At 69.5% G+C, this 19,876-nt stretch carries 19 protein-coding genes and 1 pseudogene; 12 read left to right on the top strand and 8 right to left on the bottom strand.

All coding sequences use genetic code 11. The annotated features are described in order from the left end of the window. Window positions 1–17 precede the first annotated feature (17 nt). The 11 genes from RBT54_RS13990 (at window position 18) to mnhG (ending at window position 10,733) form a co-directional block, all read left to right on the top strand. Window positions 18–1,163, top strand: coding sequence for an efflux RND transporter periplasmic adaptor subunit (locus RBT54_RS13990; RefSeq protein ID WP_320367686.1), 1,146 nt, complete (start codon window positions 18–20; stop codon window positions 1,161–1,163). Window positions 1,164–1,190: 27 nt separating this feature from the next. Next, on the top strand, window positions 1,191–1,886 hold the full coding sequence (locus RBT54_RS13985) for an ABC transporter ATP-binding protein (RefSeq protein ID WP_320367685.1): 696 nt from the start codon (window positions 1,191–1,193) through the stop codon (window positions 1,884–1,886). Beyond that, entirely contained in the window at window positions 1,883–3,091 is a 1,209-nt protein-coding gene (locus tag RBT54_RS13980; RefSeq protein WP_320367684.1) for an ABC transporter permease, read from the top strand. The genes RBT54_RS13985 and RBT54_RS13980 overlap by 4 nt, the downstream gene beginning before the upstream one ends. A gap of 4 nt (window positions 3,092–3,095) precedes the next feature. Next, a complete protein-coding gene (locus RBT54_RS13975; protein WP_320367683.1) occupies window positions 3,096–4,295 on the top strand; it encodes an ABC transporter permease in 1,200 nt (399 codons plus the stop codon). A gap of 204 nt (window positions 4,296–4,499) precedes the next feature. Next, window positions 4,500–4,715 (top strand): hypothetical protein, encoded by a 216-nt coding sequence (locus RBT54_RS13970; RefSeq protein ID WP_320367682.1) that lies wholly within the window; start codon window positions 4,500–4,502, stop codon window positions 4,713–4,715. Window positions 4,716–4,894: 179 nt separating this feature from the next. Then, entirely contained in the window at window positions 4,895–7,621 is a 2,727-nt protein-coding gene (mbhE, locus tag RBT54_RS13965) for a hydrogen gas-evolving membrane-bound hydrogenase subunit E (protein WP_320367681.1), read from the top strand. 2 nt (window positions 7,622–7,623) lie between these two features. Beyond that, entirely contained in the window at window positions 7,624–8,010 is a 387-nt protein-coding gene (locus RBT54_RS13960; RefSeq protein WP_320367680.1) for a sodium:proton antiporter, read from the top strand. Continuing rightward, window positions 8,007–9,500 (top strand): proton-conducting transporter membrane subunit, encoded by a 1,494-nt coding sequence (locus tag RBT54_RS13955; protein ID WP_320367679.1) that lies wholly within the window; start codon window positions 8,007–8,009, stop codon window positions 9,498–9,500. The genes RBT54_RS13960 and RBT54_RS13955 overlap by 4 nt, the downstream gene beginning before the upstream one ends. A 2-nt stretch (window positions 9,501–9,502) precedes the next feature. After that, complete coding sequence (locus tag RBT54_RS13950) at window positions 9,503–10,015, top strand: Na+/H+ antiporter subunit E (RefSeq protein ID WP_320367678.1); 513 nt, start codon at window positions 9,503–9,505, stop codon at window positions 10,013–10,015. Next, the gene (locus RBT54_RS13945) at window positions 10,012–10,383 is read left to right on the top strand and encodes a monovalent cation/H+ antiporter complex subunit F (protein WP_320367677.1); all 372 of its coding nucleotides are present in this window, start codon (window positions 10,012–10,014) and stop codon (window positions 10,381–10,383) included. Before RBT54_RS13950 ends, RBT54_RS13945 begins: the two co-directional genes overlap by 4 nt. Then, window positions 10,380–10,733 (top strand): monovalent cation/H(+) antiporter subunit G, encoded by a 354-nt coding sequence (mnhG, locus tag RBT54_RS13940; RefSeq protein ID WP_320367676.1) that lies wholly within the window; start codon window positions 10,380–10,382, stop codon window positions 10,731–10,733. Before RBT54_RS13945 ends, mnhG begins: the two co-directional genes overlap by 4 nt. Before the next feature lie 9 nt (window positions 10,734–10,742). Here the strand turns inward: mnhG and RBT54_RS13935 are convergent, their stop codons facing one another. From RBT54_RS13935 to RBT54_RS13905, 7 genes and pseudogenes are all read right to left on the bottom strand, one after another. After that, window positions 10,743–11,993: a pseudouridine synthase gene (locus tag RBT54_RS13935; RefSeq protein ID WP_320367675.1), complete on the bottom strand. Its 1,251-nt coding sequence runs from the start codon at window positions 11,991–11,993 to the stop codon at window positions 10,743–10,745. 168 nt (window positions 11,994–12,161) lie between these two features. Beyond that, window positions 12,162–12,569 (bottom strand): Na+/H+ antiporter subunit G, encoded by a 408-nt coding sequence (locus RBT54_RS13930; protein ID WP_320367674.1) that lies wholly within the window; start codon window positions 12,567–12,569, stop codon window positions 12,162–12,164. A 13-nt stretch (window positions 12,570–12,582) separates the two neighbouring features. Further along, complete coding sequence (locus RBT54_RS13925; RefSeq protein WP_320367673.1) at window positions 12,583–12,852, bottom strand: K+/H+ antiporter subunit F; 270 nt, start codon at window positions 12,850–12,852, stop codon at window positions 12,583–12,585. Next, window positions 12,849–13,376: a Na+/H+ antiporter subunit E gene (locus RBT54_RS13920; RefSeq protein ID WP_320367672.1), complete on the bottom strand. Its 528-nt coding sequence runs from the start codon at window positions 13,374–13,376 to the stop codon at window positions 12,849–12,851. Before RBT54_RS13920 ends, RBT54_RS13925 begins: the two co-directional genes overlap by 4 nt. Then, window positions 13,376–14,896, bottom strand: coding sequence for a monovalent cation/H+ antiporter subunit D (locus RBT54_RS13915; RefSeq protein WP_320367671.1), 1,521 nt, complete (start codon window positions 14,894–14,896; stop codon window positions 13,376–13,378). The genes RBT54_RS13920 and RBT54_RS13915 overlap by 1 nt, the downstream gene beginning before the upstream one ends. Window positions 14,897–14,997: 101 nt before the next feature. Then, a pseudogene (locus tag RBT54_RS13910) lies at window positions 14,998–15,309 on the bottom strand (Na+/H+ antiporter subunit C); the annotation flags it as partial. Further along, window positions 15,309–18,170: a monovalent cation/H+ antiporter subunit A gene (locus tag RBT54_RS13905; RefSeq protein WP_320367669.1), complete on the bottom strand. Its 2,862-nt coding sequence runs from the start codon at window positions 18,168–18,170 to the stop codon at window positions 15,309–15,311. The gene RBT54_RS13905 and the pseudogene RBT54_RS13910, both read right to left, overlap by 1 nt. 260 nt (window positions 18,171–18,430) lie before the next feature. On the opposite strand from RBT54_RS13905, the gene RBT54_RS13900 reads away from it, so the two are divergent. After that, the gene (locus RBT54_RS13900) at window positions 18,431–19,231 is read left to right on the top strand and encodes an IclR family transcriptional regulator (RefSeq protein ID WP_320367668.1); all 801 of its coding nucleotides are present in this window, start codon (window positions 18,431–18,433) and stop codon (window positions 19,229–19,231) included. Window positions 19,232–19,267: 36 nt separating this feature from the next. Here RBT54_RS13900 and RBT54_RS13895 read toward each other — a convergent pair whose 3' ends face one another. Beyond that, complete coding sequence (locus RBT54_RS13895) at window positions 19,268–19,876, bottom strand: indolepyruvate oxidoreductase subunit beta (RefSeq protein ID WP_320367667.1); 609 nt, start codon at window positions 19,874–19,876, stop codon at window positions 19,268–19,270.

Raw genomic sequence — 19,876 nt, 5'->3', positions numbered from 1 at the left:
TCCACCCCCATGAAGCCATGAAAACCCTCCGCCGCCTGCTGACCGTAGTCCTCGTCCTCGCTCTGCTGGGGGCGGCAGGCTGGTGGTTCACGCGGCCCAAGCCGATCGAAGTGGTGGTGCATGAGGTCGGCCGCGGCCTGGTCGAGGCGACGCTGTCGAACACCCGCGCGGGCGAGATCGAGGCCTGCCAGCGCACCAGGATGGCGACCATCGTCGGCGGGCGCATCGAATGGCTCGGCGTCAAGGAAGGCGATCGGGTGGAAGCCGGGCAGGTGCTGATGCGGCTGTGGCATGGCGACCTGGAGGCGCGCCTGGCGATCAACCAGGCGCAGCTTGCCACCGCACGCCAGCGCGTGCAGGAGGCGTGCACCGTGGCCGACAACGCCGAGCGCGAGGCGGCGCGCCAGGCGCAACTGGTCAAGCGCGGCTTCGTCTCCGCCAGCGCCGAGGAGAAGGCCCGCACCGAGGCGCGCGCGCGCCGCGCCGCCTGTGACACTACGCGCGCGGAGATCACCACTGTCCAGGCGCAGCTCGCCGCCACCGAGACCGACCGCCAGCGCCTGGTGCTGATCGCGCCCTTTGCCGGCACCGTGGCCAGCATCAGCGGCGAACTCGGCGAAATCTCCATCCCCTCCCCGCCCGGCGTGCCGACGCCGCCGGCGATCGATCTCATCGACGATTCATGCCTGTACGTGAAGGCGCCGATGGACGAGATCGACGCCCCCAAGATCCGCCCCGGGCTGCCGGTGCGGATCACGCTCGAGGCGATGGCGGGCACGGTGTTCGAGGGCCGCGTCAAGCGCGTGGCGCCCTACATCACGGCGGTGGAGAAACAGGCCCGTACCGTTGAAGTGGATGTCGATTTCGTCCGCCCGGACGAGGCCCGCGGCATGCTCGTGGGCTACAGCGCCGACGTCGAGATCGTGCTCGACAGCCGCGCCGATGTGCTGCGTATCCCGACCTCGGCGCTGCGCGAGGGCCATCGCGTGCTGGTGGAGGAAAACGGCGTGCTGATCGAGCGCGACCTGCGCACCGGACTGTCGAATTGGGAACAGACCGAAGTCGTGGAGGGGCTGCAGGCGGGCGAGCGCATCGTCACCTCACTCGAACGGGCCGGCGTCGCCGCGGGCGCGCGCGTCAGCGTCGAATCCGTCATGCGCTAGCGCGCAGAGCAGGAATCGAGAGCGAACATGGCCCAGATCGAACTCGACGGCATCAACCGCATCTTCCAGCTCGGCGACAGCCAGGTGCATGCGCTGCGCGACGTCTCCCTGCGCATCGAGGCCGGCGAATACGTCGCGGTGATGGGTCCCTCCGGCTCCGGCAAATCCACCCTGCTCAACCTGCTCGGCCTGCTCGACCGCCCCAACGCCGGCCACTACCGGCTCGAAGGCCGCGACGTCACCACGCTGTCGGCGGATGAGCAGGCCGCGGTGCGCAGCGCACGCATCGGCTTCGTGTTCCAGAGCTTTCACCTCGTGCCCCGCCTCACCGCCGCCGAAAACGTCGCCCTGCCGCTGATGCTCGCCGGCATCCCGCCCCAGGAGCGCACCAGCCGCGTCACCCAGGCGCTGAAGGACTTCGGCCTCGAACCGCGCGCCCACCACCGCCCCGAAGAGCTCTCCGGCGGCCAGCGCCAGCGCGTGGCGATCGCGCGCGCCACCATCATGCGCCCCGCCCTGCTGCTCGCCGACGAACCCACCGGCAACCTCGACCGCGCCACCGGCCAGGAGGTCACCGCGCTGCTCGAGGACCTCAACGCCGCCGGCATGACGCTGATCGTCGTCACCCACGACCCCACCATGGGCGAGCGCGCCCGGCGTCGCGTACTCATGGAAGACGGCGCCATCCGCGAGGACCTGCGCCGCAGCGCGCAGCCGGCATGAGCCCCGCCGACACCCTGCGCTTCGCCACCGGCGCCGCGCTCGGCTACCCGCTGCGCACCGCGCTGATGGTGCTGGCGATGTCGATCGGCGTGGCCGCGGTGGTGATGCTCACCGCGCTCGGCGACGGCGCGCGGCGCTATGTGGTGGACGAGTTCTCGGCGCTCGGCGCCAACCTGCTCATCGTGCTCCCGGGGCGCACCGAGACCGGCGGCGTCAACCCGGGCAGCTTCGTCAGCAGCACGCCGCGCGACCTCACCAACGACGACGCCACCGCGCTGCAGCGCCTGGCGCTGGTGCAGCGCGTGGCGCCGCTGACGATGGGCAACTCCGAGATCTCGGTGAGCGGGCGCCTGCGCGAGGTGCTGGTGCTGGGCACCAGCGCCGACTATCTCGACATCCGCGGCTTCAAGGTCGCCAGCGGCCAGTTCCTGCCGCGCGAGGACTTCGGCCGCGCCACCGCGGTGGCGGTGATCGGCGAGACCATCCGCGCCGAGCTGTTCGGCACCCAGAACGCCATCGGCCGCATGATCCGCCTCGGCGACCGCCGCCTGCGCGTGATCGGCATCATGGGCCCGGCCGGGCGCGGGCTGGGCATGAACTCCGACGAGCTGGTGCTGGTGCCGGTCGCCACCGCGCAGGCCATGTTCAACACCAACGCGCTGTTCCGCATCATGGTCGAGACCCGCAGCCGCGAGGCGCTGGCGCCGGCGCAGCGCCAGGTCGAGGACCTGCTGCAGGCGCGGCGCGACGGCGAACTCGACTTCACCGTGATCACCCAGGACGCCGTGCTCGGCACCTTCGACCGCATCCTCGGCGCGCTCACCCTGGGCGTGGCCGGCATCGCGGCGATCAGCCTGGCGGTGGCCGGCATCCTGGTCATGAACGTGATGCTGGTGGCGGTGACCCAGCGCACCGGCGAGATCGGTCTGCTCAAGGCGCTCGGCGCCAGCGCACGCGCGATCCGCCTCGCCTTCCTCGCCGAGGCCGGCCTGCTGTCGCTCGCCGGCGCGGTGGCGGGCTTTGCGCTCGGTCACGCCGGGGCATGGGGCATCCGGCTGGCGTTTCCCGTCCTGCCCGCGTGGCCGCCGGACTGGGCCGTGGCCGCGGCGGTGGGCACCGCGCTCGTCACCGGCCTGCTGTTCGGCGTGATGCCCGCACGCCGCGCCGCTGCCCTGGACCCGGTCCAGGCGCTGATGAAGCGCTAGCGCCATGCGCTGGGCCGACTTCCTGCAGCTCGCACTGCGCTCGATCACCGCCCACCGCATGCGCAGTGCGCTCACGCTCGGCGGCATCGCGGTGGGGATCGCCGCGGTGATCCTGCTCACCTCGATCGGCGAAGGCCTGCACCGCTTCGTGCTGCAGGAGTTCGGCCAGTTCGGCACCAACGTCATCGAGATCACCCCCGGCCGCCAGGGCCCGCGCGGCGGCCCGCCCGGCCTGCCGTCCACCGCGCGCGAGCTCACGCTCGACGATGCGGCGGCGCTGGCGCGGCTGCCGCACGTGCGCCACGTCACCGGCAACGTCAGTGGCAATGCCGAGGTGCGCGCCAACGGCCGCGTGCGGCGCACCATGGTGCTGGGCGTCGGCGCCACCATGCACGAGGTGTATGCGATGCGGGTGCGCGTGGGCCAGTTCCTGCCACCCGACGACAGCGCGAGCGCGCGCGCCTTCGTGGTGCTCGGCCCCAAGCTCAAGCGCGAACTGTTCGGTGCCGGCAATGCGCTCGGCGAGCGGGTGCAGATCGGCGACGAGCGTTACCGGGTGATCGGCATCATGGAGGAGAAGGGCCAGTTCCTCGGCATCGACCTCGACGACACCGCCTTCATCCCCAGCTCGCGCGGGCTGGCCCTGTTCAACCGCGACGGGCTGATGGAGATCGGCCTCGCCTACGAGGAGAGCGTCCCGGCGGCGCGCGTGGTCGAACTCGTCAAGCGCAGCCTGATCGCACGCCACGGCCGCGAGGACTTCACCATCCGCACCCAGGAAGACATGCTCGCCACGCTGTCGAACATCCTCGGCATCCTCACCGCGGCGGTGGGCGCACTCGGCGGCATCTCGCTGCTCGTGGGCGGGGTCGGCATCGTCACCATCATGACCATCGCGGTGGCCGAGCGCACCAACGAGATCGGCCTGCTGGTGGCGCTCGGCGCGCGGCGGCGGACCATCCATGCGCTGTTTCTCGGCGAGGCGGTCGTGCTCGCGGGCGTCGGCGGCGCATTGGGGCTGGCGATCGGGATCGGGCTGGCGCAGCTCGTGAGCCTGGTGGTGCCGGCGATGCCGGTGGCCACGCCGTGGCACTTCGTCGTCATCGCCGAACTGCTCGCGCTCGGTATCGGGCTGCTGGCGGGCGTGCTGCCCGCGCGGCGCGCGGCGCGGCTCGATGCGGTGGAAGCGCTGCGTGCGGAGTGATCGCCAGAGGCCGGCGTTGCGGCATTCAAACACCCTGTTGCGCCCGCGCAAAAACCCTATAAAGGTTGACCTAGGTCAACACTTCGTCACTTACAACAGCATTTTCTGCCCAAGAAACTAGATTGAAACCAAGATCACCGTGAAATCAATCACGGAAAGAGACAGAAAACGCAGTACCAGAAGGCAATACCAAAGGAGACCATCATGTGCACGTTCGACGCCCCCATCGCCCGCTGTGAAACCATGCATCAAATGGTGCTGCTGGACGAAACCCGCAAGGAATGCGCTTGCGAACATGGATGCCCGCCGGGTCAGATCTGCCCGCTTGCCGCGGACTTCGCGCGCCAGAGCGGCCTGTACGAGGCACACCCCGAGATCGGCGCCCGCAGCCAGCCGCGCGTGCACGCCACGATGCACTGAACCCCTTGCAAATGCCGTGAAAATCAGAGCAGGAGGAGATCAGCCGAAAACGGGTTCAGGAACCTGAAGCAGGTAAGGCGGTCAGTTTTCCGTAAATAGAATCAGGGCGCCCCGCGCAAAGCGGCTGGCGCCCGTTCTTTCGGGGAGACCACCATGAAACCAACCTGCCGGGGTGACGCGTGCTGGCGAGCATAGGCCTGATCGCGCTCGCCATGCTGATCGCACCGCCGCTGGCTTGTCGCATGGATCAGCGCGCGGGCTGGCTGCTGGCATTGGCGCCGCTGGCAGCCTTCGTCCATTTCCTGACCCAGATGCCCGTCGTCGCCAGCGGCGGCGTCATCACGTCGAGCCTTGCCTGGGTGCCGGCGCTCGGCGTTGAGTTGTCCTTCCGGCTGGATGGTCTGTCGCTGTTGTTCGCGCTGCTGATCACCGGCATCGGCACGCTGATCGTGCTCTACGCCGGCGCCTACCTCTCCGAACACCGCCACCTCGGCCGCTTCTACGCGTACCTCCTCGCCTTCATGGCGGCCATGCTCGGTCTGGTGCTGGCCGATGACCTGATCGCGATGTTCGTGTTCTGGGAGCTGACCAGCGTCACCTCCTTCCTGCTCATCGCCTTCCAGCACGACAAGGCGGAGTCGCGCCGGGCGGCGCTGCAGGCCCTGCTGATCACCGGCGGCGGTGGGCTGGCCCTGCTCGCGGGGCTGATCCTGCTCGGCAACGTGGGCGGGAGCTGGCAGTTCTCGGGGCTGTCGCCACAGGTCATCGCCGACCACGCCCTCTACCCGGCGATCCTCACGCTGGTGCTGATCGGCGCCTTCACCAAGTCGGCGCAAGTGCCCTTCCACCTCTGGCTGCCGAACGCGATGGCGGCGCCCACGCCGGTGTCGGCGTATCTGCATTCGGCGACGATGGTGAAAGCCGGCGTGTATCTGCTCGCCCGCCTCAACCCGGCGCTCGGCGGCTCCACGAGCTGGAGCACGATCCTGATCACGGTGGGCGCGGCCACCGCGCTCGTCGGCGCGGTGCTGGCGATCCGCCAGACCGACCTCAAGCGCGTGCTCGCCTACACCACGGTGGTGGTGCTCGGCCAGCTCACCATGCTGCTCGGCACCAACACCCACTACGGCTTGCAGGCCTTCGCGATCTACCTGGTGGCGCACGCTTTCTACAAGGCGGCGCTGTTCATGGCGGTGGGCGCGGTCGACCACGCCACCGGCACCCGGCAGATCTCGCAGCTCGGCGGGCTGATGCGCCACATGCCGCTCACCGGCGTCGCGGTGGCGCTCGCCGCCTTCTCCAACGCCGGCCTGCCGCCCTTCTTCGGCTTCATCGCCAAGGAGTTCAAGTACGCCGGCCTGATCGAGCTGGGCCTCGCGGGCTGGATCACCACCGCGGTGATGATCCTCACCAACGCGCTGCTGCTGGCCGCCGCCGGCCTGGTGTTCGTGCGCACCTTCCTGGGCAAGGAGGGGCGCTACCCACGCGCGCCGCACGAGGTCGGCATCGCGATGTGGATCGGGCCGATGCTGCTCGCGGTCGGCGGCTTCGTGTTCGGCGCGTTCAACAACCTGGCCGAGCTGTGGCTGATCGACGCCGCGGTGCAGGCGGTGTCGGGCGCCACGGTGCCGGTGAACCTCTATCTGTGGGGCGGCTTCACGCCCGCGCTGCTCGCCAGCCTGCTCACGGTGGCGCTGGGCGTGTTCTTCTACCTGCAGCGCACCCGGCTGCGGCGCCGGCTCTCGCTGTGGCGGGTGCTGTGGCGGGTGAGCGGCGACATGATCTGGGACCGCCTGCTCAAGCGCGTGTTTGCGTTCGCCACGCGGATCGCCGACCGCTTCCAGCACGGCTCGCTGCGCCAGCACATCAGTTGGCTGGTGCTGGCGATCGCAGGTTTCGCACTGATCGGTGTCGTCGCCTCCACCGGGGACGAGCTCGTCTGGCCAGATGTCACCAGCCCGGTGAACGTGGCTGCCCTGCTGGGCTGCCTGCTCGCAGTGGCGGGGGCCACGGGCGCCGCGGTGATGCCGGGTCGCGTCGCGCTGGTCGCCACGCTCGGCGCGAGTGGCCTCGGCCTGGCAATGGTGTTCCTGGCCTCGCGCGCGCCGGATGTGGCGATCACCCAGCTGATGGTGGAAACGCTGACGGTGATCTTCCTCGCGCTGGTGCTGCGCCGGCTGCCTCCCACCAAGCTGGTCGGCTCGCGCAAGCCTGCAGCCAAGCGCTTTCATGCCGTGATCGCGATCATCATCGGCACCGTGGTCAGCGCGATGATGCTGATGACGGTGAGCCAGCCACTGCCCGGCGACATCGCGCAGTGGTACCTGGACAACAGCCTGCCCGGCGGCAAGGGTGCCAACGTGGTCAATGTGATCCTGGTCGACTTCCGCGCACTCGATACGCTCGGCGAGATCCTGGTGGTGGGCCTCGCCGGTCTGGCGGCCGCCACCCTGCTCGGCGCCGGAAAACCGGGCAAGGGCGCGAGCGAGGGCAGCTCGGACTTCGGCTCGGTGCTGCTGCGCCAGGGCATCCTGCCGCTGTCGGCGCTGCTCGCGCTGATCTCTCTGGTGCTGCTGTGGCGCGGCCACAACCTGCCCGGCGGCGGCTTCATCGGCGGCTTGGTGGCGGCCTGCGCGGCGGTGCTGCTGGCGCTGGCCTTCGGCGTCAATCGTGCGCGCGCCGTGCTGCGCGTGCCGCCGGTGGCCATGCTGGCGATCGGGCTCGCGCTGGCGGCGGGCGCGGGCGTGATCGGCCTGCTGCAGGGCCAGCCCTTCCTCACCGGCAACTGGATCTTCCCCGCCGGGCTGCCGCTCGGCACACCGCTGCTGTTCGACGTCGGCGTGTTCCTCACCGTGCTCGGCGCTGTGCTGCACATGCTGCTGTGTCTGCTCGAGCGGGAGGCCTGAACATGGAAATCATCCTCTCCATCACCGTCGGCCTGCTGGTCGCCATCGGCATCTGGATGATGCTCGATCGCGGCCTGCTGCGCGTGGTGCTCGGCGTCGTGGTGCTCGGCAACGGCGTGAACCTGGCGGTGTTCACCGCCGGCCGCGTCGACGGCCGCGCCGCCGCCTTCGTCACCGAGGCCGGCGCCCCGGCGCTCGCCACCAACCCGCTGCCGCAGGCGCTGGTGCTGACCGCGATCGTGATCGGCTTTGCGCTCTTCGTGTTCGCGCTCGCGGTGCTCAAGCGCAGTTGGGAACTGCACGGCAACGTCGAGACCGACCGCATCACCGCGGTAGCCGAGGAGCCGGCGCCAGATCTGCCGGCACCGGCGAGGGAGGACAAGGCATGAACACGCTGATCGTCTCCCCGCTGCTGATCCCGCTCGCCACCCTGGTGCTGACCCTGCTCGCACGTCGGATTCCACGCGCGGTGAGCGCACTCAGCCTGGCGGGCGCGCTCGCGCTCACGGCTGCCGGCCTGGCGTTGGTCGTGATCGCCGCACAGGGGCAGATCCTCGCCGTCCAGGCCGGCGGCTGGGCGGCGCCCTACGGCATCACCCTGGTCATCGACCGGCTGTCGGCGGCGATGGTGGCGATCACCGGCATCGTCGGCACGGCGACCATCGTGTTCGCCATGGCGCGCGACGAAGACCCGGCGCGCGGGCGCGACTTCCACCCGCTGGTGCATGGCCTCCTGGTGGGCGTGTGTGGCGCCTTCATCACCGGCGACGTATTCAACCTCTACGTGTGGTTCGAGGTGCTGCTGGTGGGTTCCTTCGCGCTGCTGGTGCTGGGCGGCGGCAAGCGCCGGCTGGCGGGCACGGTGGTGTATGTGGTGCTGAACCTGGTGGCGACGATGATGTTCCTGCTCGCCGCCGGCATGCTCTACGGCGCCAGCGGCAGCCTCAACATGGCGCTGCTCGCCCAGGCCTTCGCTGCCGACGAGGTGCCGGCCAGCGCGCACGCCGCGGTGGTGCTGATGCTCACCGCGTTCTCGATCAAGGCCGCGCTGTTCCCGGTGTTCGGCTGGCTGCCGGCGTCCTACCACGTGGCGTGGACGCCGGTGTCGGCGCTCTTTGCCGGCCTGCTCACCAAGGTCGGCGTGTATGCGCTGATCCGCATCGTCACCCTGCTCTGGCCCGACGCGGGCGTCGCCCACGAGGTGCTGCTTTGGGTGGCGTGCGCCACCATGCTGATCGGCGTGCTCGGCGCCGCGGCCCAGGTCGAGGTTCGGCGCATCCTGTCCTTCCACATCGTCAGCCAGGTCGGCTACATGATCCTGGGGCTGGCACTGGCCACGCCGCTGGCCCTGGCCGGGGCGGTGTTCTACCTCATCCACCACATCGTGGTGAAGGCGAACCTGTTCTTCATCGGCGGCATCGCCGCACGCCTGACCGGTTCGGAGCGCCTGGCGGCGATGGGCGGGCTGTATGCGCGTGCGCCCTGGCTGGCGGTGCTGTTCGCGATTCCGGCGCTGTCGCTGGCCGGCATTCCGCCGCTGTCGGGCTTCTGGGCCAAGTTCGTGCTGGTCAAGGCCAGCCTGGACGCGAGCGCCTGGATCGCCGCCGCGGTGGCGCTGGTCACCGGCATCTTCACGCTGCTGTCGATGAGCAAGATCTGGAACGAGGCCTTCCTCAAGCCCCACCCCGCAGGCCGTGCGGGCGAGCGCAGCGCGGCGGGCATGCGCCCGGCAGTGTGGGCGGTGAGCGCGCTGGCGGCGATGACGGTGGCGATCGGCCTCGGCGCCGGGCCGGTCATGGACTACGCGATCGCCGCCGCCGATCAGCTCGGCGCCCCTGCCGGTTACATCGCCGCCGTTACTGCCAATGGAGGACGCTGAACATGCTCGGACTGCACATCCTGCTCGCGGTCGGCCTGGCCGCATTCGCCGGCGCGCTGAGTCCGCTCGGTGTGGTGGCGGCCTTCGTGGTCATCTACGTCGCGCTGCGCCTGGCGATCGATCTGCTCGGCATCCGCCGCTACGTGCGCCGGCTCGAGCTCGGCACCGCCTTCGGGCTCTGGTTCCTGGCCGAGATCTTCAAGGCGACGATCGACGTCGCCCGCATCGTGCTCGCCCGCAAGGTCGTGCCGGAGCCGGCCGTGGTGCGGATGCGGCTGGCGCGCCGTGACGACCGCATCGCCACCCTGCTCGGCTGCCTGCTGACGCTGACACCGGGCACCATGGCGCTCGACTACGCGCCCGCATCCGGGCTGATGTACATCCATGCCATCGACGCCCGGGACGCGGACGCCGTGGAAGCAGGCGTGCGCGAAATCGAACGCCGGCTGCTGCGCTGGATCGACGCCGGCGAGCCGCCGGGGTCACCGTCCCGATCCGAGGAGAACGCAGCATGATGATTGAAATTGCCGGCGCCGCCTGGGTGCTGCCGCTGACCTTCGCGCTGCAGGGCATCAGCGCGGTGCTGATCCTGACGCGGCTGGTGCGCGGGCCGCGCGCAACCGACCGCGTGGTGGCGATCGATGCCCTCACCATGATCGGTATTGGCGTCATCGCCCTGCTCGCGCTCGCCGCCGCACAACCGATGCTGCTCGATGCCGCGGTGGTGCTGGCGCTGGTGTCCTTCCTGAGCACCACCGCATTCATCCTGATGTTCCGCCGCCGCGGGCGCGGGCCGGACGAGGCGGTGGCCTGGCCGGACGAGCGCCCTGCGGCAAGCGCGCCGGCTGCGCTCGACCCCCGTCCGCTGGAGGACCAGCCATGAGCGCCGGATTCCTGCCCTGGTTGTCGTCGCTACTGCTGCTGGCCGGCGCCCTCATCGGGCTGATCGGTGCCATCGGCGTGCTGCGCCTGCCCGACAGCTACACCCGCATGCACGCCGCCAGCAAGGCCGGTGCGCTCGGTGCCGCGCTGGTGCTGGGCGGTGTTGCCGCCGCGAGCAGCGGCGCCTTCGCCCTTGCCGCCGTGTTCGCACTGGTGATCCTGCTCGCCACCGCACCGCTTGCCGCGCATGCGATGGCGCGCGCCGCACACCGCGCGGGCATCACGCCGAAGACCGGACCCTTGGGCGACGAACTGGCGCGCGACAGCCAAGCCTCGCGCGCGCCCGACTGAGCCCCCCGCTCAAAAGCGCTCGTCCTCGCGCAGATAACGCCATTGGCCAAGCGGCAGGTCGCTGAGCTTGACCTGGCCGATGCGCACGCGCTTCAAGCCCACCACCTGCAGCCCGACCAGTTCGCACATGCGGCGGATCTGGCGCTTGCGCCCTTCGCGCAGAACGAAGCGCAACTGATCGTCGTTGATCCATTCGACCTTGGCCGGGCGCAGCGGGCGGTCGTCCAGCCACAGGCCATGGTTGAGCAGCGCGAGACCGTTCTCGGCCAGCGTGCCCTCGACGCGGACGAGGTATTCCTTGTCGATCTCCGAATCCGCCCCGATGAGCTGGCGGGCGATGCGGCCGTCCTGGGTGAGCACCAGCAGGCCAGTGGAGTCGATGTCCAGGCGGCCCGCGGGAGCCAGGTTCTTGAGCTGGCTGGGATGGAAGCGCTGCGCGGTGTCGCGGTCGAACTGGTTGTCGCCGCCGATCAGGCCGACCGCCGGCGCGTAGCCCGGCTCGGGCTGGCCGGAGACGTAGCCGACCGGCTTGTGCAACAGGATGGTGACGCGCTGCTGCTGGGTGCGGGTGGCTTCGGCAGCCAGCGTGATGCGCGCGTCGGGGTCGATGCGCACGCCGAGCTCCGACACGCGCTTGCCGTCGACGAAGACCCAGCCGCGCTCGATGAACTCGTCGGCCTCGCGGCGTGAGCAGATGCCGCGCTCGGCCATGATCTTGGACAGGCGCACGCCCTCGGGCGGCACCTCGCCCGCGGCGGGCACCCGCGCAGGGTGCTCGACGTTCGACGCCACCGGATGCGGGGCGTCCGCTTTACGGCGCTCGGGCGCCGCGCGCGGCGCGTCGGTTCTGCTGCTGCGCGCAGGTGCGGAGCGGGGACCGCGATCGGCTGATTCCGAACGCGGCGTGCGCGTACCGTCGTCGCGACCCGGCCCGCGTGCGCCGCGAGAGCCGTCACGCTCGGCGCGACCGGCGCGCTCAGCACGCGGTTGATCCCGCTCTGTTCGCCGCGGCTCGCGGTCCGCGCGTCCGGGCTCGCGCTCGGTGCGCGCCTGACCCCGCTCGCCACGCCCCGGCTCACGCGCAGGACGGCCTTTCGGCGCGGGCTTGTCGGCGCGCGCTGCGGCGGGCTTGCGCGCCGGTTCGCCGTCCTCACGGGCTGTGGGCTCGGCCTGCTCGGTGGTGTCGCGAGTGCGCGCCTTGAGTGTGCCGCTGATGCGCGAGGGCGCGGGTTTGGGCGGGTTTCGGCGAATCGTGTTCAAAGGGGGCCCCTGGCTGGTCGAGCCGGCATTATCCCCCAATCGCACGCGCCGCGACCCAAGGCGATCGCGTCGCGCGCCGCAGGCGCGACTGCGAGAGGCCTGCATCGAGCAGAAACGGGGTCGCCGTATGCACGTTTCCCGGAGCAGGCGCCGTCTGCACGCGCCGGGTCAGTGATGTGCGGCGCGCGCGTCGTCGCCGTCCTCGTCCTCGTCCGTATCAGGCACGCTTTCGAATGTGCTCCAGCCCTGCGGACGACCGGTCGGCGGCAGGTCGTCGCGCAGTTCTGTGTGCTCGTGGAGATGCGCCTTGGCGATGAAGTGCGCACTGATCGGCGCGGTCAGGAACAGGAAAGCGGTGATCAGCACCTCGTGGATGGAGAGGTCGTCCTCGAAGGCGGCGAAGAACACCATCGAGGCTGCGAGCGCGCCGCCGACCCCGAGCGTGGTGGCCTTGGTGGGCGCATGCAGACGGGTCAGCAGGTCGGGCAGCTTGACCATGCCGATCGAGCCCACCAGCGCAAAGGCCCCGCCAAACACGATGAGCGCGGAAACGATCAGTTCGAGCAGGAATGTCATCTCGTCGCCCCTGTCACTCGATCACGTCGCCGCGCAGCACGAAGCGGCAGTAGGCGACCGTGGAGATGAAGCCGAACATCGCGAACAGCAACGCCGCCTCGAAGAAGATCGTGGTGCGCTGCTGGATGCCGAACAGGATGATCAACGCGATGATGTTGATCACCATGGTGTCGACCGCCAGCACGCGATCCATCAGCGAGGGACCGCGCAGCAGTCGCCACAGGTTGAGCAGCACGGCGAGCGAGAGCGCAAAAAAGCCGAAGTTGAGCGCGTATTCGATCACGGGAAGATCTCCTTGAGGCGGGCCTCGTAACGGTCCTTCATGGCGCGCACCGCGTCCTCGGCGTCGGGTGCGTCCAGGCAGTGCACCAGCAGGCTGCGGCCGTCGGCTGCCAGGTCGCAGGACACCGTGCCCGGGGTCATGGTGATGGTGCCGGCGAGAACCGAGATCGCCTCCGGCGAACGCAGCTCGAGCGGCAGCACGACCCAGCGCACGTTGAGCGCGTCCGCGCGGCGGAACAGGATCAGGCGTGCGACCTGCAGATTGGCGACCACCACGTCCCAGGCCACGAGGCCCAGGTAGACAACTGCCTTGCGATAAGACTTGATCGGCGGCCGCTCGGGCCAGAACTGGCTGGTGAGGTGCGAAATCACGACGCCGAGGAGCACGCCCATCAGCAGCCCGCCGACGCTGAAGCTGTTGAGCAGCAGCATCCACAGCACCACCAGCATCAGGGTCAGCCAGGGATGCGGCAGCCAGCGCTCGAAGCGGCTGCGGGTATCGGTGTCCGTGCGTGGAGAGTCCATCACCGCAGCGCTCCTGCGGTGCCGAGCACCGCCTCGATGTAGCCAGCCGGCGCATAGAGCTGCGCGGCGGTGAGTTCCAGCCAGGCATGGGCCGGTCCGGCGAACGCGGTCAGCAGCGCCAGGCAGGCGAGCATGCCGCCCACGGCGACGAAGGGCAGCACATCCGCGCGATGCGCCACGGCCGGCGCCACCGGCAGCGCGTGGGCCTTCCAGAACAACATGCTGCCGCCGCGCGAGAACCCGACGATGGCGATCAGCGAGGTCGACAGGATCAGCACCCACAACCAGACCGCATGCGCCGAGGCGCGCACGCCGTCGAGAATGAGCAACTTGCCGACGAAGCCCGAGAGTGGCGGCATGCCGGTGATGGCGATCGCGGCGATGAAGAACAGGCCCGCGATCAGTCCACCCTGCGCAATGCGCGGCGCCAGCACCAGCCGGTCGCGTAACAGGCCGCGGCGCTCGGCGACGAGGTCGGCGATCAGGAACAGGGCGCCCGCAGCCAGCGTGGAGTGGATCAGGTAGTACAGCGCGGCGCTCGTGGCCTGCTCGGTGAACACCGCCACCGTGGACAGCAGCATGCCCATCGAGCCGATCACCGCGAAGCTCGCCATCTGCCCCAGGCTGCGCGCGGCCAGCACGCCGGTCATGCCCAGCACCAGGGTCAGCAGCGCTGCGGGCAACAGCCAGGGCGCGGCCAGCCAGGCGGCCTCGCCCGCGTCGGCGCCGAAGGCGAGCACATACAGGCGGATGATCGAGTACGCACCCACCTTGGTCATGATCGCGAACAGTGCCGCCACCGGACCCGGTGCGTTGGCGTAGGTCCCCGGCAGCCAGAAGTGCAGCGGCACCAGCGCGGCCTTGACCGCGAACACCAGCAGCAGCAGCACCGCGCCGGTCTGCAGCAGCGCCTGATCGCCCGCCGGCACCTGCGGCACCTTCACCGCCAGATCGGCCATGTTGAGCGTGCCGGTGACGCTGTAGATCAGGCCGACCGCGATCAGGAACACCGAGGAGCCGACCAGGTTGGTGACCACGTACTGCACGCCCGCCTTCACCCGCAAACCGCCGCCGCCATGCACCATCAGGCCGTAGGAGGCGATCAGCAGGATCTCGAAGAACACGAACAGGTTGAAGAAGTCGCCGGTCAGGAAGGCACCGTTGATGCCCATCAACAGGAACTGGTAGAGCGGGTGGAAGTGCTTGCCGCGCTGGTCCCAGCCGTTGATCGCGTACAGCAGCACACCGAGGCCGAGCACGGCGCCGAGCAGCAGCATCAGCGCCGCCAGGCGGTCGAGCACGAGCACGATGCCAAACGGCGCCGGCCAGGCACCCAGCGCGTAGGTGCGCACGCTGCCATCGCTGGCGAGCACGAACAGGCCGACCGCGATCGCCAGCATCAGCAGCATCGACGCCACCGAGAACACGCGCGCCAGCACCCGGTCGTAGCGCGCGGCGATGACCAGCACCGCCCCCACGACCGCGGGCAACAGGATGGGCAGGATCAGGGCGTGATTCATGTGCGTACGCCCCCCTTCTTCGCCCCTGGCCCGGCGGCCTGCTTGTGACCGCGCTGCTTCCAGTCGTCGTCGCTCGCCTCGGGCGACGCGTCGCCGGGCAGGTCGACGTGGTCGTTGCCGGTCTCGAGGTAGGCACGCAGCGCCATGACCACGATCACCGCCGTCATGCCGAAGGAGATCACGATCGCGGTCAGCACCAGCGCCTGCGGCAGCGGATCGATGTAGGCCACGGCGTCAGCCGCAATCACCGGCGGCCGATTGATCGCCAGCCGGCCGGTAGCGAACAGGAAGAGGTTGGTGGCATAGGTGAGCAGAGACAGGCCGATCACCACCGGGAAGGTGCGCGCGCGCAGCACCAGGTAGACCCCTGCGGCGGTCATCACACCGATCGCGCTGGCGACGAGAAACTCCATCAGGCGTGCTCCTTGTGCGGGGACGCGCTCGGATCCACATCCATCGCGGTCTTGTTGATCGAATGCGGATTCGTCCACCGCCCCATGCGCGACAGATTGGCCAGCGCCAGCATCACCGCGCCCACCACGGTCAGGAACACACCGGTATCGAAGGCCATCGCGCTCGCGAGCTCGAAGTCGCCCACCAGCGGCAGGTGGAAGTGACCGAAGGTCGAGGTCAGGAAAGGCTGGTCGAGCACCATCGCGGCAACGCCGGTGGTCGCCGCGACGAGCACTCCGACGCCGATCATGGCGTGGTAGTTCACCTTGACCCGGTGCGCCGCCCAGCCAAAGCCGCTCGCCATGTACTGCATGATCAGCGCGATCGACACCACGAGCGCGGCAATGAAGCCGCCGCCAGGCTGGTTGTGGCCGCGCAGGAAGATGTAGGCGCCCACCAGCATCGCCAGCGGCAGCATCACGCGGGTAGCGACCACCATGATCATCGGGTGGCGGTCGGCCGACTGCGGCAGGTCGGGCGACCAGGCGCTCAGGCGGCGACCGACGCGACCACTCAGTGCGCCGTCGAGCAGCGCGTAGATGGCCAGCGCAGCAATGCCGAGCACGGTGATCTCGCCGAAGGTGTCGAAGCCGCGGAAGTCGACCAGGATCACGTTCACCACGTTGGTGCCGCCGCCGCCCGACACCGCGTTCTCGAGGTAGTAGTGCGACAGCGAGGTGCCGTCGCGGGTCAGCATCGCCCAGCTCGCCCCGGCCATGCCGAGGCCGGCAGTGACCGCCAGCACGCCGTCGCGCAGGTGGCGCAGCGGGTCGGCACGCACCGACGAACTCTGCGGCCCATACTTGGGCAGGAAGTAGAGCGCGAGCAGGATCAGGATTACCGTGGTCACCTCCACCGAGATCTGGGTCAGGGCAAGGTCGGGCGCGGAGAGATAGATGAAAGCCACGCACACCATGAGGCCGACCGTCCCCACGATCAGCACCGACAGCACGCGTCTGCGGAACAGCGCCACCGTGAGCCCGCAGCCGCCGACCAGCAGCACCCAGCCCACGATCGCTGCGGGCGCCGCCGGCAGCAGTTCGCGCGTGCCCGGCGCATACGGCGCGTTGAAGAAGGCGACGAAGCCGGCGGCGGTGACCGCGGCGAGGGCAAACGCCAGGTAGCGCTGCAGCGAACCATTGTGCAGGCCATGGGTGAGGCCCGCCGCCATCGCCACTGCAGCGGCGATGAAGCCGTCGAACATTGCCTTCGCCTCGGGGTGCGGTCCGGCCTGCCACACCGCACGCACGCGCACATATGCGGCCAGGGCGGTCAGGCCAACCACCACCGCGATCGCCGACAAGCCGAGTGCCGGCGTGAAGCCGTGCCACAGCGCCAGGTGGTAATCCATCAGCGCACCGCCGGTCACCGCGCGCGCCACCACCGCCACCAGGGGGCCGGCGACCGCGTCGGGGAACAGGCCGATCGCCACCACCAGCACCACCAGCAGCGCCGGCGGCAGCCACATGCCGGCGGGCGGATCGTGCGGCTTGTGCGGGTAGTCGTCGCGGCGCGCACCGAAGAACACGTGCACGATGTAGCGGAACGAGTAAGCCACCGAGAAGCACGCCGCCAGCGTCGCCAGCGCGGCGACGACCCAGCCGTTGCCCAGCCAGGTGGTGTCGACCGCCTCGTGCAGCATCATTTCCTTGGACAGGAAACCGTTGAAGGGCGGCAGACCCGCCATCGACGCAGCCGCCACCATGGCCATCGTGGCCGTGATCGGCATCAGATGCAGCAGGCCGCCCAGGCGCTTGATGTCGCGCGTGCCGGCCTCGTGGTCGACGATGCCGGCGTTCATGAACAGCGCCGCCTTGAAGGTGGCGTGGTTGAGGATGTGGAACACCGCCGCCACTGCGGCCAGCGGCGTGCCGAAGCCAAGCAGCATGGTCACCAGCCCGAGGTGGCTCACGGTGGAATACGCCAGCAGCCCCTTGAGATCGTCCTTGAACAGCGCGATGCCCGCCGCCACGAGCATCGTCACCAGGCCGGTGGTGGCGACGAGGTAGAACCATTCGGTGGTGCCGGCGAGCACCGGCCACATGCGCGCCATCAGGAACAGGCCCGCCTTCACCATCGTCGCCGAGTGCAGATAGGCCGACACCGGCGTGGGCGCGGCCATCGCATGCGGCAGCCAGAAGTGGAAGGGGAACTGCGCGCTCTTGGTGAAGCAGCCGGCGAGGATCAGCACCAGCGCCGGCAGATACAGCGGCGAGGCCTGGATCGCATCCTTCTCACGCAGGATGTCGGTGAGGTTGTAGGAGCCGGCAATGTCGCCGAGGATCAGCATGCCGGCGATCATCGCCAGCCCCCCTGCGCCGGTCACGGTGAGCGCCATGCGCGCGCCCTGGCGGCCTTCGGGCAGGTGCTTCCAGTAGCCGATGAGCAGGAAGGACGACAGGCTGGTCAGCTCCCAGAACACCAGCAGCAGCAGGATGTTGTCGGACAGCACCACTCCCACCATCGCCCCCTGGAACAGCAGCAGGTAGCTGTAGAACGCGCCCATCGGGTCGTCCTTGGCGAGGTAGAAGCGCGCGTAGACGATGATCAGCACGCCGATGCCGAGGATCAGGCCGGCGAAGAACAGCCCCAGTCCGTCCAGGAAGAAGCTCGCCTGCAGCCCCAGCGCCGGCAACCAGTCCCAGCTTGCGGTCACCACCTCGCCGCGGAACACCGCCGGCACATGAGACATCAGGAGAGCGAAGGCGAGCAGCGTGAACGCCAGGGTGCCGGTGGCGCAGACACTGCGACCCGAGCGGATCATCAGCGCCGGAAACAGCGCGCCGATGAAGGGCAGCAACACGATCAGGACGAGACTCATCGAGACATCCGGCAGGGGTCAGGGTAATCGGGGGGCTTGGTGAAAAACATCGCGAGGGGCACGGAACGGCCGGGGAACCGCGCGGCGCAAACAAACGCACCTGCGCAGAGGCCCGCCATTCAGCGCACGCCCTGTGTTTTGGCCAAAGTATACAGGGAAGCCAGCCAGCCGCCGCACGGCACGCAATTTCACTAGGCGAAATCAAGGCGGCCAGTTACCATTTCATCAGGTGATATAGCCTGCATCATTTCGAGTCCGCCGTGCCCACAAAAAAGCCCGAATCCAGCGCAACACCCGAAGCCAAGGCGTCGATCCAGGTGATCGAACGCATGATGAAACTGCTCGATGTGCTCGCCCAGCATGCCGACCCCGTTCCGCTCAAGCAACTCGCGCTCGAGACCGGGCTTCACCCGTCGACCGCGCATCGCATCCTGGGGGCGATGACCCACAGCGGATTCGTCGAGCGCGCAGACGCGGGCATCTACCGCCTGGGCATCCGTCTGCTCGAGCTGGGCAGCATCGTGAAGTCGCGCATCTCGCTGCGCGAGACGGCAATGCCCTTCATGCTCAAGCTGCACGCTGCCACCGGCGAGAGCGTCAATCTGGGCGTGCGCGCCGGCGACGAGATCGTCTATGTCGAGCGCACCTCGAGCGGTCGCTCCTCGGTGCGCGTGGTGCACATCGTCGGCGCACGCGCGCCGCTGCACACCACTGCCACCGGCAAGCTGTTTCTGGTCGAGGCCGGGCTGGAGCGCATCCGCGAGTACGCGCGCCGCACCGCGCTCCCCGCATCCACGCCAGCCTCCATCACCACCCTGCCCGCGCTCGAAAAGGAGCTTGACCGCGTGCGCCGCCACGGCGTGGCCTTCGACCTCGACGAGGTGGAAACCGGCGTGCGCTGCATCGCTGCGGGCATCCGCGACGACGATCGCGCACTGATCGCCGGCCTGTCGCTATCGACGCCTTCCGAGCGTTTCAATCCCGACTGGGCGCCGCTGGTCAAGGAAACGGCCGACGAGATCTCGCGCGCGCTCGGCTACCTCGCGCCGCGCGCAGCCTGACGAGGACGCCAGCGCCCAGCGTGAAGGGCACGCGGCTCAGGCTGCGGCCGGGCTTGCCGCCGCGACCGCGGCACGACCGAGCTCGAAGGCCTGGCGGTTGAGTTCCAGCAGTTCCGGCTTGCGCGCGCCAAAGCGCGCCAGCACGGCCTCGCGCAATACGCCCGCCGGAAACGGCAGGCGCTCGGACATGGCGCCCAGCATCACCGTGTTGCCCAGGCGGATGTTGCCCAGTTGCTGCGCGAGCGCGCTGGCGTCGAAGTCGAACACCGCAAGGCCGAGCGCGCGCATCTGGGCGATCGGATCGTCCGGGTAATCGTAGAGGCCGATGTTCACCACCGGCGGCACCAGGCGCCCCTGGTTGACGAGCGCGCTCCCGCCCGGCTTGAGCATGTGCGCCCAGCGCAGCGCCTCGGCGGCCTCGAACCCGACCAGCAGGTCGGCGTCGCCCGGCATGATCTGCGGCGACAGCACCTCGGGGCCGAAGCGCAGGTGCGAGGTCACCACCCCGCCACGCTGGCTCATGCCCGCCACTTCGGTCTTCTTGACGTCGAAGCCGAGCGACAGCGCCGCCTCGGCAAGGATCTCGGTGGCGGTCATCACGCCCTGGCCGCCGATGCCGCAAACCGCGATGTTGGTGATGGTCAT

The sequence above is a fragment of the Thauera sp. genome (genome assembly GCF_034003485.1).
GTDB lineage: Bacteria > Pseudomonadota > Gammaproteobacteria > Burkholderiales > Rhodocyclaceae > Thauera.
This window is presented reverse-complemented; position numbering and strand designations above follow the sequence as displayed.